13 protein-coding genes are annotated in these 11,622 nt (G+C 72.3%); 3 read left to right on the top strand and 10 right to left on the bottom strand.

The window, feature by feature from the left end:
* Window positions 1-24: 24 nt before the first annotated feature.
* On the bottom strand, window positions 25-1,380 hold the full coding sequence (locus H566_RS26490; protein ID WP_051379029.1) for a GGDEF domain-containing protein: 1,356 nt from the start codon (window positions 1,378-1,380) through the stop codon (window positions 25-27).
* Between the two features lie 84 nt (window positions 1,381-1,464).
* On the opposite strand from H566_RS26490, the gene H566_RS0119550 reads away from it, so the two are divergent.
* Complete coding sequence (locus tag H566_RS0119550; RefSeq protein WP_028312766.1) at window positions 1,465-2,130, top strand: nucleotidyltransferase family protein; 666 nt, start codon at window positions 1,465-1,467, stop codon at window positions 2,128-2,130.
* A gap of 88 nt (window positions 2,131-2,218) precedes the next feature.
* Here H566_RS0119550 and H566_RS0119545 read toward each other — a convergent pair whose 3' ends face one another.
* The 6 genes from H566_RS0119545 to H566_RS26485 all read right to left on the bottom strand — a co-directional run bounded on the left by H566_RS0119545 (window position 2,219) and on the right by H566_RS26485 (window position 7,260).
* Window positions 2,219-3,307 carry a hypothetical protein gene (locus H566_RS0119545; RefSeq protein WP_034412262.1) on the bottom strand — a complete coding sequence of 363 codons (1,089 nt, stop codon included), beginning with the start codon at window positions 3,305-3,307 and terminating at the stop codon, window positions 2,219-2,221.
* A gap of 230 nt (window positions 3,308-3,537) precedes the next feature.
* Window positions 3,538-4,269 carry an amino acid ABC transporter ATP-binding protein gene (locus H566_RS0119540; RefSeq protein ID WP_028312764.1) on the bottom strand — a complete coding sequence of 244 codons (732 nt, stop codon included), beginning with the start codon at window positions 4,267-4,269 and terminating at the stop codon, window positions 3,538-3,540.
* Window positions 4,247-4,906 (bottom strand): amino acid ABC transporter permease, encoded by a 660-nt coding sequence (locus H566_RS0119535; RefSeq protein ID WP_028312763.1) that lies wholly within the window; start codon window positions 4,904-4,906, stop codon window positions 4,247-4,249. Before H566_RS0119535 ends, H566_RS0119540 begins: the two co-directional genes overlap by 23 nt.
* Window positions 4,903-5,577, bottom strand: coding sequence for an amino acid ABC transporter permease (locus tag H566_RS0119530; protein WP_028312762.1), 675 nt, complete (start codon window positions 5,575-5,577; stop codon window positions 4,903-4,905). The genes H566_RS0119535 and H566_RS0119530 overlap by 4 nt, the downstream gene beginning before the upstream one ends.
* A 28-nt stretch (window positions 5,578-5,605) precedes the next feature.
* On the bottom strand, window positions 5,606-6,391 hold the full coding sequence (locus H566_RS0119525; protein ID WP_028312761.1) for a transporter substrate-binding domain-containing protein: 786 nt from the start codon (window positions 6,389-6,391) through the stop codon (window positions 5,606-5,608).
* A gap of 2 nt (window positions 6,392-6,393) precedes the next feature.
* Window positions 6,394-7,260 carry a GntR family transcriptional regulator gene (locus H566_RS26485; protein ID WP_051379028.1) on the bottom strand — a complete coding sequence of 289 codons (867 nt, stop codon included), beginning with the start codon at window positions 7,258-7,260 and terminating at the stop codon, window positions 6,394-6,396.
* 376 nt (window positions 7,261-7,636) lie between these two features.
* Here H566_RS26485 and H566_RS26480 point away from each other — a divergent pair, with 376 nt between their 5' ends.
* Both H566_RS26480 and H566_RS0119510 read left to right on the top strand, forming a co-directional pair.
* Window positions 7,637-8,626: a DedA family protein/thiosulfate sulfurtransferase GlpE gene (locus tag H566_RS26480; RefSeq protein WP_156924507.1), complete on the top strand. Its 990-nt coding sequence runs from the start codon at window positions 7,637-7,639 to the stop codon at window positions 8,624-8,626.
* 138 nt (window positions 8,627-8,764) lie between these two features.
* A complete protein-coding gene (locus tag H566_RS0119510) occupies window positions 8,765-9,352 on the top strand; it encodes a hypothetical protein (protein ID WP_028312760.1) in 588 nt (195 codons plus the stop codon).
* A gap of 18 nt (window positions 9,353-9,370) precedes the next feature.
* Here the strand turns inward: H566_RS0119510 and H566_RS0119505 are convergent, their stop codons facing one another.
* The 3 genes from H566_RS0119505 to H566_RS0119495 form a co-directional block, all read right to left on the bottom strand.
* Window positions 9,371-10,327 (bottom strand): DMT family transporter, encoded by a 957-nt coding sequence (locus H566_RS0119505; RefSeq protein ID WP_028312759.1) that lies wholly within the window; start codon window positions 10,325-10,327, stop codon window positions 9,371-9,373.
* A gap of 75 nt (window positions 10,328-10,402) precedes the next feature.
* A complete protein-coding gene (gene ypfH / locus H566_RS0119500) occupies window positions 10,403-11,026 on the bottom strand; it encodes an esterase (protein WP_028312758.1) in 624 nt (207 codons plus the stop codon).
* A 134-nt stretch (window positions 11,027-11,160) separates the two neighbouring features.
* On the bottom strand, window positions 11,161-11,580 hold the full coding sequence (locus H566_RS0119495) for a carboxymuconolactone decarboxylase family protein (protein ID WP_034412259.1): 420 nt from the start codon (window positions 11,578-11,580) through the stop codon (window positions 11,161-11,163).
* Between the last annotated feature and the right edge of the window lie 42 nt (window positions 11,581-11,622).

Here is an 11,622-nt window from a genome sequence, read left to right as displayed (position 1 = left end):
ATCCCGCCCCGCGCCGCGCAAGCCTCAGTGCGTCAGCGCCGCCATCCCGCGCTCGCGCTGCCCCACCACATGGGCCAGCGGCTCCGCCACCCGCCAGCTCCCGCGCCCGGCGCGCTTGACCTCGTACAGCGCCCGGTCGGCGTCGGCCAGCAGCACCTCGGGCGTGATGGCGCCGGCGGCGAGCGCGATGCCGATGCTCGTGCCCACGACCAGCTCGTTGCCATCGACGCGCATCGGCTCGCGCATCGCCAGCACGATCGCCTGCGCCACCCGCTCGGCGCCCTCGGCCGAGCCCAGACCTTCGAGCGCGACCACGAATTCATCGCCGGCCAGCCGCGCCACGGTGTCGCCCGCGCGCACGCAGGCGCGCAGCCGGCGGCCGAATTCGCGTAGCACCTCGTCGCCGGCGGCATGGCCGAGCGTGTCGTTGATCTGCTTGAAGCGGTCGATGTCGAGAAAGAGCAGCGCGATGCCGCGCCGGTTGCCGGCGCCCCGGTCGATCGCGGCCGGCAGCAGCTCGCCGAGCGCCAGCCGGTTGGGCAGGCCCGTGAGCGAGTCGTGGCGCGCGAGCCGGCACAACGCCTGCTCGGCGCGGCGCACGGCGGTCGAGTCGGTGCTCAGCCCGTAGAGGCCGACCACCGCGCCGTCGGTGTCGCGGTGCGGCACGTACACCACGTCCACGAAGCGGGTCTCGCCGTCAGGGCCGGTCCAGCTTTCGGTGAACTGCACCCGCTCGCCGGTCAGGGCGCGGTCCATCCACGGCTTGCGCGCGGCGAAGGCGGCGGCGGGCATGAATTCGTCGAGGCGCCGGCCGACGATCTGCGCCGGGTCGAGGCCGGTCCATTCGCCGACCATGCGGTTGGCGTAGCCGGTGCGGTAGTCGCGGTCGAAATAGGTGATGAGGGCCGGGACGTTCTCGGTGATGTCGGTCAGGCGGCGCTGGGTATCGACGAGGCGGGCGTTGGCCTTGCTCAGTTCGGCGGTGCGCCGGTCGATGCGGCGTTCGAGCGTGGCGTTGATCTCGCGGAGTTCCTGGTGGTGGCTGCCGAGTTCGGAGAGCAGGGCGGCGATGCACGCGCCGAGATCCTCGGCTTCGGCCCAGCCGGGCACGGCGCGCAGCGCGGCGGCGTCGGCGCGCGCGTCGAGGGTGTCGATCAGCCGCAGCAGCGGCCGCGCGAACAGGCGCGCGGTGGCGCCTGCCGCGGGCGCGAAGCCGAGCAGCAGCGCCGCGCAGGTGATGGCGAGGTCGGCCATGGCCGCGCCGCTCGCGGGCAGCAGCCGGCCAGCGAGGACCAGCGTCCCGGCGCAGGCCATCGTCGCCACCGCGATGAAGGCAAGGGTGAGCCGGGTGACAAGTGAGGTGCTGACGGGGCGGTGCATGGCTCGTGACGCGATGGGATGGCAACCGTTATTTCGGCTGCCCGCCGCCGATCGTGAGACGGGCAAGCGCTTAGCATCGGCGGGATGAATTCCTCGCTTTTGCCCGCTTTGCCGGCCGGTGCGCCGGTCGTGATCGTGCTGGCCTCCGGGCGTGGCCGGCGCTTCGTCGCGTCGGGCGGAGCCGGCTCCAAGCTCGACGCGCCGCTCGGCGGTTCGACCGTGCTCGGGATGACGCTCGCGGCCGTCGCGGCCAGCGGGCTGCCTTTCCATGTGGAGCGCGGCGCGCACGCGGGCATGGGCGATTCGATCGGCGCCGCCGTGCGCGCGACGGCCGGCGCGGGCGGCTGGCTGATCCTGCCGGGCGATCTGCCGCTGCTGCGGCCCGACAGCCTGCGCGCGGTGGCAGAGGCGCTGGCCGGGCGCGGCGCCGTGTCGCGCGGCGACGCGGCCGTGACGCGGCCGGCGGCGGATGGCGGGGGCGCCACCGTGCCTGACGCCGCTCCGCCCGACGCCGTGTTGCCCCTCCACGCCGGCCAGCGCGGTCATCCGGTCGGCTTCGCCGCGAGCCAGCGCGACGCGCTCATGGCGCTCGCGGGCGAGCAGGGCGCGGCGCCGGTGCTGCGCGCCTGCCGCGCGCGCGGACGCTGCCTGGAACTCGCGCTCGACGATCCGGGCATCGCGCTCGACATCGACGAGCTGGCCGATCTGCAACGCGCCGAGCGCCTTCTGCGCGAGCGGGCGCGCCGCTAGGCACCGCCGGCGCGAGCCCTCGACCGGGCTGCGGGCCTGGCCGTCATCGGTTGACGCAGTCGGCCGCTTGCCCGGACCGACACACGCGTCAGCGGTGGATGTGCACCCCGTTCGGCTGGGTGCTGCACATCGTCACCAGATGCAGGTCGGCATAGCGGTAGCCGGCCACCGCCGCCGGCACCAGCGCGGCGAACAGCAGGCTGCTGAGCGCCGCCGTCGCCAGCACGCCGTGGCGGCCGCGCACCTGCATGCGCTCGGCGATTGGATTGCGGTTCCAGGTCAGCGCGAACAGCGCCGCCAGGAACAGCGCATGACCCACGAAATCCATCCAGCCGAACAGCAGGATCGCCGCCGCCATCAGGCAGAACAGCAGCGCCGAGCCGGCCTTGCCCGACAGCCGGCCGACCAGCACCAGATAGGCGAGCGCGAATTCGACGATGCCGGCGCCGGCCATGTAGAACTCCAGGTCGTCCACGCCGAAGCGCAGTACCGGGTAGTCGCGCAGCATCTGGAAGCTCCAGTCGGGGTAGCCGAACTTCTCGGCCGCGCCGACCATGAGCGTGAGCGCGGTGCTGATGCGCAGGATCGCGAGCGCCCGCACATGCCGCTCGGGCTTGAGCGACATCAGCGCCAGATAGGCCGCCGCGCCGAGGAAGGCCGGGTAGTCGAGCATGTGGAACAGCCCCAGCCCTTCGATGCCCATGCCGTAGAGCAGCACGATGCCGGTCGCGGCGATCCAGCCCGTGGCGGGCAGCAGCGCCGTCAGCGCGATGCCGTATTGCAGGTTGGCGACCCACCAGGCCGAGGTGGTCGATTCGGGCGTGAGCAGCACGCTGTGCTCGCTGCCGAGGATGGCGAAGAACACCGCCACCAGTACCCGCAGGAACAGGTAGGTGTGGCCTTCGAAGCCGCGGTCGGCGCAGGCGAGCCGGCGGGCGATCCAGGTGTGCCGGTTGACGAGCCAGGAGTCGAGCAGCGAGGCGGCGAACAGCACCGCGACGGCGGCGCCGAAGATCCAGCCGAAGGGCGTGAGCGTCAGCACTTCATCGAGGCTGCGCGGCGGGATCATGAGGTTGATCTTGTCGTTGAACCACTTGATGTGGGCCGAGGCGGGCGCGGCGGACAAGCAAAGCAGGCAGGCGAAGAGGGCGGCGCGGCGAAGGATTTGACGGAGCATGAGCGGCGGCAGTCGGTGGGAGGCGCCGAGCCGGGTTCGCGGCCCTCGACGCCTGCGGCGCTCTGGACTCGGCCGGGGCAATCTGCCGAGCGCCGATGGCGCTTGCAACCGAGCGCCGCCGCGCGGCGCGGCCAACCCTGGCGAGCGGAGGGGCTTGCGCGCGAGCGGTCGATCCGCGCGGCCGGCCGGCGCACGCCACGCCGCGCGGCCCGCCAAACCCGCCGCCTGCCTCAGTGCGCCGACTGCCCCAGGAACTGCTTCAACTCCGGCGTGCGCGGATCGGCAAACACCACTTCCGGCGCGCCCGTCTCGTGCACCCGGCCCTGGTGCATGAACACCACCCGGTCGCACACCTGGCGCGCGAAGCGCATCTCGTGCGTGACCATCAGCAGCGTCATGCCCTCGCGCGCCAGCTCGCCGACCACCGCCAGCACCTCGTTGACCAGCTCGGGGTCGAGCGCCGAGGTGATCTCGTCGCAGAGCAGCGCCATCGGCTGCATCGCAAGCGCCCGGGCGATCGCCACGCGCTGCTGCTGGCCGCCCGAGAGCTGGTCGGGCCAGGCGTCGAACTTGTGGCCGAGGCCCACGCGGTCGAGCTGCCTGCGGGCGATCTCGCGCGCCTCGTCCTCCTTCATGCCCTTCACCACCATCGGCGAGAGCATCACGTTGCGGCCCGCCGTCAGGTGCGGGAAGAGGTTGAAGCCCTGGAAGATCATCCCGACCTTGAGCCGCAGTGCGCGCAGGTGGGCTTCGTCCTCGCCGAGCTGGGCGTCGCCCACGACGATCGAACCCGAGTCGATCGTCTCCAGCCCGTTGATGCAGCGGAGCAGCGTGCTCTTGCCCGAGCCGCTCTTGCCGATGATGGCGATGACCTCGCCCGGCGCGATGTCGAGATCGATGCCCTTGAGCACCTCGTTGTCGCCGAAGCGCTTGCGCACGTCAGTGATGGCGATGAGCGGCATTGAATTTCCTTTCCAGCCCCTGGCTCGCCTTCGACAGCGGCCAGCAAAGAACGAAGTAGAGAAGCGCCACGAAGCCGTACACCGTGAACGGCGCGAAAGTGGCATTCGTGATCATGGTTCCGGCCTTGCTCAGCTCGACGAAGCCGATGATGGACGTGACCGCCGTGCCCTTGATGACCTGCACCGAGAAGCCCACGGTAGGCGCGACCGCGATGCGCGCCGCCTGCGGCAGCACCACATGACGCATCTGCTGCATGCGGTTCATCGCGAGGCTGGCCGAGGCTTCCCATTGCCCGCGCGGGATCGCCTCGACGCAGCCGCGCCAGATCTCGGCCAGGAAGGCGCTGGTCCAGCAGGTGAGGGCGAGGCCGGCCGCGAGCCAGGGCGGCACATCCACGCCGAACAGCGCGATGCCGAAGAAGGCGAGGAAGAGCTGCATCAGCAGCGGCGTGCCCTGGAAGACCTCGATCCAGCCGCGTGCAAGCCATTGCAGCAACGGCTGGCGCGCGGTGCGCATGAACAGCAGCACCAGCCCGGCGAGGCCGCCGAGCGCGAAGGCCGCGAGCGACAGCAGCACCGTCCAGCGCGCCGCGAGCAGCAGGTTGCGCAGGATGTCCCAGTTGGAAAACTCCATCATCGCGCGGCCCTCCGGCGCGGAAACATCAGCCCGCCCACGCCGCGCAGCAGCTGGCGCAGCAGCACCGACAGCGCGAGGTAGATGCCCGTCACGACGATGTACACCTCGAAGGCACGGAAGCTGCGCGACTGGATGAAGTTGGCGGCGAAGGTCAGCTCCTCGGCCGCGATCTGCGAGCACACGGCCGAGCCGAGCATCACGATCACGATCTGGCTCGACAGCGCCGGCCAGATGCGTTGCAGCGCCGGCACCAGCACCACGTGGCGGAAGATCTGCAGGCGCGTCATCGCGAGGCTGGCGCCGGCCTCCCACTGGCCGCGCGGCGTCGCCTCGATGCCGGCGCGGATGATCTCGCCGCTGTAGGCGCCGAGGTTCACCACCATCGCCAGCGCGGCGGCGCTGAACTCGCCCAGCTGCACGCCCGCCGCCGGCAGGCCGAAGAAGATGAAGAACAGCTGCACCAGGAAGGGCGTGTTGCGGAACAGCTCCACATAGCCCGCCGCCACCGGCCGCAGCCAGCGCGGGCCTTGCGTGCGCACCCAGGCACAGCCGATGCCGAGCGCCACGCCGAGCGTCGCGCCCACGAGGGTGAGCAGCCCCGTCAGCGCCAGCCCCTTGCCGAGCACCGGCAGGTAGTCGGCGATGACGCCGAACTCGAATTGATAGGCCACGATCGCGGTCCGTCGATGCGCGCGGCGATCAGAGGTCGGCCGGCAGCGGCGCGTGCAGCCACTTGAGCGCGATCGCGTTCAGGCTGCCGTCCTTCTTGGCTTCGGCGATGGCGGCGTTGACCTTGGCGAGCAGCTTCGGCTCGTCCTTGTTCAGGCCGATGTAGCAGGGCGAGTTTTTGATGAAGAACTTGGTCTCGGGCTTCTTGGGCGGGTTCCTGGCCGAGATGGCGGCGGCGACGACGTTGCCGGTGGCAACCGCCTGCACCTGGCCCGAGAGGAAGGCGCTGATGGTGCCGTTGTTGTCGTCGTAGCGCTTGATGGCGGTGCTGGCGGGCGCGATCTTGGTGAGTTCGAGGTCTTCGACCGCGCCGCGCGTCACGCCCACGGTCATGCCGGCGAGGTCTTCGACCTTGCTCACCTTGAGATCGGCCGGGCCGAACACGCCGTTGAAGAAGGGCGCGTAGGCATCGCTGAAGTCGATGACCTTCTCGCGGTCGGGATTCCGGCCGAGGCTGGAGATGACGAGATCGACCTTCTTCGTCTGGAGATAGGGGATGCGGTTGGTGCTGGTGACGGGCACCAGCTCGACCCTGGCGCCGAGCTTCTTCGCGATGAGCGTGGCGACGTCGATGTCGTAGCCGAGCGGCTTCATGTCGAGGCCGACCGAGCCGAAAGGCGGGAAGTCCTGCGGCACGGCGACGCGCAGCGTGCCGCTCCTGGCGATGTCGTCGAGCGCGTCGGCCGAGGCGGGCGCGGCGATGCCGAGGCCGAGCGCGGCGGCGGCGAGGAAGGAAAGCAGGTGGCGGCGGTTCATGGTCAGGGCTCCTGTGACTTGCGGCGGGGGCGGGCGGGCGCGGTCGGCGCCGGGGCCGTGCGCGGGTGGGAAGGCGCCGCGCGCGGACGCGGCGCCGGAGAGACGGGTTGGGCGCGGGTGGCCGATGCGGCGGATGCGGCGGATGCGGCGGATGCGGCGGATGCGGCGGGCGCCGGCCGCCCCACCGGCGCGAGCGCGGCGCGCAGCTCGGCCAGCGGACCGGCCGGCGCGACGGGCTTGAGCGCGGCCTCGACGTCGCCGATGTGGGCGCGCATGAGGCGGGCGGCCAGCTCGTGGTCGCCGGCCGCGAGCGCCGCGACGATGGCTTCGTGGTCGTCGCAGGAGGCGGTGGCGTCGTGGTCGCTCTGGTAGAGCGCGGCGATCAGCACGGTGCGCGCCGTCAGGCCGCGCAGGATGTCGGCGAGCACGCGGTTGCCGAGCGCCTGCGCCAGGCAGACATGGAAGTCGCCGAGCAGGAAGCTGCGCTCGCCCACGTCGTCGGCGGCGATCGCGGCGCGCTCGGCGCGCAGGTGCTCGCGCAACTGGGCCAGCGCCACCGGCCCGACCTTGCCGGCGCAGCCGAGCAGGCCCACCTCGACCGCGCGGCGCGCCTCGAAGGCTTCGCGCGCCTCGGCCACCGACGGCTCGACCACGAACCAGCCGCGCCGCGCGCTCGCCTCGACGATGCCCATGGCTTCGAGCTTGAGCAGCGCCTCGCGCACGAGGGTGCGCGACACGCCGAACAGATCGGCGATCTGCTGCTCGACGAGGCGGGCGCCGGGCTTGAGCCGGCCGGCGAGCACGGCATCGACGATGGAGCGGTCGATGGCGGCCTGCTGCTGGGCGTCGCTGAGGGAGGTGTCGGTCATGGCCGGTGCCGCTTATTGGTGCACGAAACTGGTATACCAGTCAGGCATTCAACAAGCGTGCCAAGAGGGAAGCGCAGCCGCCGCTCCCGAGCGCGGGATGTCACCCGCATCCCGGACAAGGATGCGCGACCACCGGCCGCCCACGGAACCGGCATGTCGCCGGCCTTGCTTCCGGTTCCACTTTTCCTTCGCGGCTTCCTCCCGTGCGTCCCATGACGCCCGCTCTCGCCGCCGCGCGGGCCGGCGAGTGTTGCCCGGCGCCGCCGATCCCTCACCGCCCGGCGTGAAATCCGGGCGTGCGGCGCCGCGCCGGTGCAGTCTTGCGGCTTGCGCGGCCGTCGCCCTCCGCGACGCCCGACCCGCCGGAGTCCGTCCCTTGCCCGACCTTCTTTCCAGCCTGGCCGCCCACGGCTATCTCGTCGTCTTCCTCGTCACGCTCGCGGTACGTCTCGGCGCGCCCTTGCCGGCGGCGCCGGTGCTCGTGGTCGCGGGCGGGCTGGTCGCGGGCGGGCAGCTCGCGCTGGCGCCGGTGCTGGGGCTGGCGGTGCTGGCAAACCTGCTCGGCGATGCGGCCTGGTTTTGGGCCGGACGGCATTTCGGCTACCGCATCCTGAGGCTGCTGTGCCGCATCAGCCTGTCGCCCGACGGCTGCGTGCGCCAGAGCGAAGGCTTCATCGGCCGCTGGGGCGGCGGCTCGCTCATCGCGGCCAAGTTCCTGCCGGGCGTGTCGGTGGTGGCGGCGCCGATGGCGGGCGCGCTCGGCATGACGCTGGCGCGCTTCGCGGCCTATGCGGCGGCGGCGGGTTTCGTCTGGGCCACGCCCTTCCTCGCGCTCGGGCTGGTGTTCAGCGACCAGATCCAGGATGTACTCGCCGCGCTGTCGGGCCTCGGTCTCGCGGCGGCGCTCGCGGCCGGCGTGGCGGTGGCCGGCTACCTCGCCTGGCGCTGGCGCCGCCGCCGCGAATTCCTCCGTGCGGTCGAGCGCGCGCGCATCAGCGTCGATGAATTGCGCGCGCTGCTCGACGGCGGCCACGAGCCGGTGGTGATCGACGTGCGCAGCCGCACCGGCGTCGAGATCGATCCGCGTCGCATTCCGGGCGCGCTCGCGGTCGGCCTGCACGAGATCGCCGACCACGCGCCGCGCCTGCCGCGCGACCGCGAGATCGTCCTCTACTGCAACTGCCCGAACGAGGTATCGGCGGCGCAGGCGGCGCGGCTGCTCGCGGCCAAGGGCTTCACGCGGGTGCGACCGCTGCTCGGCGGGCTGGATGCCTGGGTGCTGGCGGGCGGCAGCGTGGAAGGCGGGGATGTGGAGGTGGACATCGTGGCCGAGCCGGACGGGCCGGCGGCGATGCTGGGGGGCTGAGGGGCGGGCGGCAGAGGATGTTGCATGGCCGCATGACACTGTTAAACCCGTTCGGGCCCGGGGTTTTCCGGTGTGTCGAGGTCTTAGTTTCCTGCCTGCTTCACGTCCGTATCCCGAACATTTCTCAGGAAACCCACCATGCAAGCCTCGAAACTCGTCCTGGCGGCCCTCGTCGTCGCCGCCTGCTCCGGAACCGCCTCCGCTACCGCCATCGACTGGCACATCAGCGGCGCCGGCAACCTCGGCTCCAGCACCGGGGCCGACGGTTCGACCACGCTTTCCTACGACCTCACGGAGTCCGGCTACGGCTACCGCGAATGGTCGATCACCGGCGTCGCGCCGGAGGCCGGTACCTACTCATTCCTGTGGGACTACAGCGGCCTGCACTCGTGGTTCAGCGTGACCGCGCGCCTGACCACCACCACCGGCGCCACGCTGGTCGATGCCTACGCCTGGGGCTGCTGCGAGTCGCCGTCCAACGGTTTCGACTACTCGGGCGGCTACACCTTCTACAACGTGAACGCCGGCGACACGATCGGCTTCTTCGCCGGTGGCAGCCATTACGACTACTCGCAGATCCTTCGCGGCAGCCTCACGCTCACGCCGACGAGCCAGCTGTTCGACGGTGGCTCGACCTCGCCGGTGCCCGAGGCCGATCCGGCGGCGATGTTCGCCATCGGCATGACGGCGGTCGGCGCGCTGGTGGCGCGGCGCCGTCGCGCCTGAGCCGGCCCCCGGTCGGCGTCAGGCGGTCGGGGGCAGCGCCTTCACCCGTGTCGCCCCCATCACGCCCGTCACCAGCAGCGCCACGCCCGCGAGCGCGAGTGGCGCAGGCCAGCCGCCGCGCAGCGCCTGGTTGTAGGCCAGTGCCGAAAGCGTCTCGAACACGATGAGCTGCCCGGCCAGCGCCGACGGCAGCCGCGCGCTGGCCTGGTTCCAGCACAGCGTGCCGACCCAGGACGCGAGCAGCCCGATCGCCACCATCAGTCCCGCGAACACTGCCGGGCGCGGCCCAAGCGGCAGCGTCGCGGGCGCGGCGTCGGTCAGCGCCTGCCAGCCCCACAGCGCCGCATAGCCCACGAGCGCGAGCGGCAGCGTCGCCAGGCCCTGGGCCGTCGCCCATACGCGCGCGCCGTGGCGCGGATTGCGCCTCAGCCAGTCGGTGTTGCGCAGCGGATACCAGGTCCAGCAGGCCATCGCGCCGAGCGCGAGCAGCACGCCGAGCGCATGGCCGGCCGGATCGCCCGCCAGCGGGCTGGCGGCGTCGGCCAGCTCGGCCTGATTCACGCAGCCGATGCCGGCCGCGATGGCCGCGAGCGGCGGCGCCAGCTTCTTCCACGGCAGATGGCCGTCGCGCGCGTGGTCGCGCAGGTTGCCGGCGATCGCCAGCACCACGGGCAGGCTGCCGATGATCATGGTCGGCAGCGGCGCGCCGGCCTGACGGATCGCGCTCGCGAGCAGCAGGTAGTAGGCGACATTGCCGACGGCCGCGAGGCGGAGCGCCTCGATCCAGTCGGCCCGCGCCAGCCGAGCGAGCCCGGCGCGGTCGATCCAGCCCAGCGGCAGCGCGATCAGCCCGAAGGCCAGATAGCGGCCGAAGGCCTGCTGCGCCGGCGGATAGTCGGGCAGCAGCAGCGGCCCCACGAACACCAGCCCCCAGGTCATCCCCGCCACGAGCGCGAACGCCACGCCTGCCCACATCTGAACCGCCCCCCGGATTTGCGAGGGCGCGAGTGTGCCAGCGGGGCGGCCGGGCGGCGGCGGGTACGGGGCCGTTCAGCCGGCGCCGCGCAGCCGGGCGACGAGGGTGTCGGCCATCTCGGGCGTGATGCCGTGGCCGACATCCGGGAACAGGTCGAGCGTGGCCGGCACGCCGAGCGCATGCAGCCGCTCGAAGGCCTGCGACGAGTTCGCCGCCGCCACCACGCTGTCGTCGGCGCCGTGCAGCAGATGCACCGTCAGCCCGGCCGCGAGCCGTTCGGGCAGCGTGGCGAAGCGCCCGGCGATCGCCGCGACCCGATGCGCGACCGGCACCGGCTGGCACAGCGAGCCGAGCGCCATCATCGCGCCCTGCGAGAAGCCGACCAGCGTCGTCGCCGTCGCGCCGAGCCCGGTTTGCTGCTGCCACAGCGTGATGGCGCCGTTGAAGTCGCGCAGCGCGAGCGCGATGCGGGCCGCGCGGTTCTCGTCGCTGATGCCCTTGAGCGAGAACCATTGCCGGCCGCTGCTGATCTCGCAGGGCTCGGTGCCGGCGATGCTCGCCACCAGCGCGCGCGGGAACTCGCGCGCCAGCCGCTCCCCCAGCGGCACGAGATCGTCGGGCGCGGCGCCGTAGCCGTGGAACAGCAGGATCAGATGCTCGGGCGCCTCGGGGCGCTGGATGAGGATGGCGCTGGACATGGCGGACTCCGGGGAAGGGGGCCGGCCCGCGTGGCGGCGGGCGGGTCGGTCTGGCGTGGCGTGGCGTGGCGTGGCGTGGCGTGGCGTGGCGTGGCGTGGCGTGGCGTGGCGTGGCGCGCGGCCGGCGTGGCGTTTCAGCCCGCCGCCGGCTCGTCGAAGGCGAGGCCGTTGTCGGCCATGAACTCCTTCGCCGCGCGGAAGGCCTCGATCGCGGCCGGCGCGCCGGCATAGGGCGCCACGTGCAGCAGCACCTCGCGGATCTCGGCCAGCGTCGCGCCGTTGTTGAGCGCGCCGCGCAGATGGCCCTTCAGCTCGTTGCTGCGGCCGAGCGCCGCGAGCATGGCCACCGTGCACAGGCTGCGCTGCTTGAGCTCGATGCCGTCGCGCAGCCAAGTCGAGCCCCAGGCGTGCTCGTTGACGTACTGCTGGAGCGGGCGGGTGAAGGCGTCGGCCGAGCCGAGCGCGCGATCGACGAAGACATCGCCCATCACCTGGCGGCGGCGGGCTTCGCCGGGATGGATGTCGGGCTGGGCGGGGGAGGTCGGCTCGGTCATGGCGAGGCAGATGGCGGAGTGGAAAAGCCGCGATGGTCGGCG

The sequence above is a fragment of the Derxia gummosa DSM 723 genome, from assembly GCF_000482785.1.
Taxonomy (GTDB): Bacteria; Pseudomonadota; Gammaproteobacteria; order Burkholderiales; family Burkholderiaceae_E; genus Derxia; species Derxia gummosa.
This window is presented reverse-complemented; position numbering and strand designations above follow the sequence as displayed.

What these genes read in the sequence shown, in the direction of transcription:
- H566_RS26490 (WP_051379029.1), bottom strand. Translation starts at nt 1,380, where the DNA reads ATGCACCGCCCCGTCAGCACCTCACTTGTCACCCGGCTCACCCTTGCC.
- H566_RS0119550 (WP_028312766.1), top strand. Translation starts at nt 1,465, where the DNA reads ATGAATTCCTCGCTTTTGCCCGCTTTGCCGGCCGGTGCGCCGGTCGTG.
- H566_RS0119545 (WP_034412262.1), bottom strand. Translation starts at nt 3,307, where the DNA reads ATGCTCCGTCAAATCCTTCGCCGCGCCGCCCTCTTCGCCTGCCTGCTT.
- H566_RS0119540 (WP_028312764.1), bottom strand. Translation starts at nt 4,269, where the DNA reads ATGCCGCTCATCGCCATCACTGACGTGCGCAAGCGCTTCGGCGACAAC.
- H566_RS0119535 (WP_028312763.1), bottom strand. Translation starts at nt 4,906, where the DNA reads ATGATGGAGTTTTCCAACTGGGACATCCTGCGCAACCTGCTGCTCGCG.
- H566_RS0119525 (WP_028312761.1), bottom strand. Translation starts at nt 6,391, where the DNA reads ATGAACCGCCGCCACCTGCTTTCCTTCCTCGCCGCCGCCGCGCTCGGC.
- H566_RS26485 (WP_051379028.1), bottom strand. Translation starts at nt 7,260, where the DNA reads ATGACCGACACCTCCCTCAGCGACGCCCAGCAGCAGGCCGCCATCGAC.
- H566_RS0119510 (WP_028312760.1), top strand. Translation starts at nt 8,765, where the DNA reads ATGCAAGCCTCGAAACTCGTCCTGGCGGCCCTCGTCGTCGCCGCCTGC.
- H566_RS0119505 (WP_028312759.1), bottom strand. Translation starts at nt 10,327, where the DNA reads ATGTGGGCAGGCGTGGCGTTCGCGCTCGTGGCGGGGATGACCTGGGGG.
- ypfH (WP_028312758.1), bottom strand. Translation starts at nt 11,026, where the DNA reads ATGTCCAGCGCCATCCTCATCCAGCGCCCCGAGGCGCCCGAGCATCTG.
- H566_RS0119495 (WP_034412259.1), bottom strand. Translation starts at nt 11,580, where the DNA reads ATGACCGAGCCGACCTCCCCCGCCCAGCCCGACATCCATCCCGGCGAA.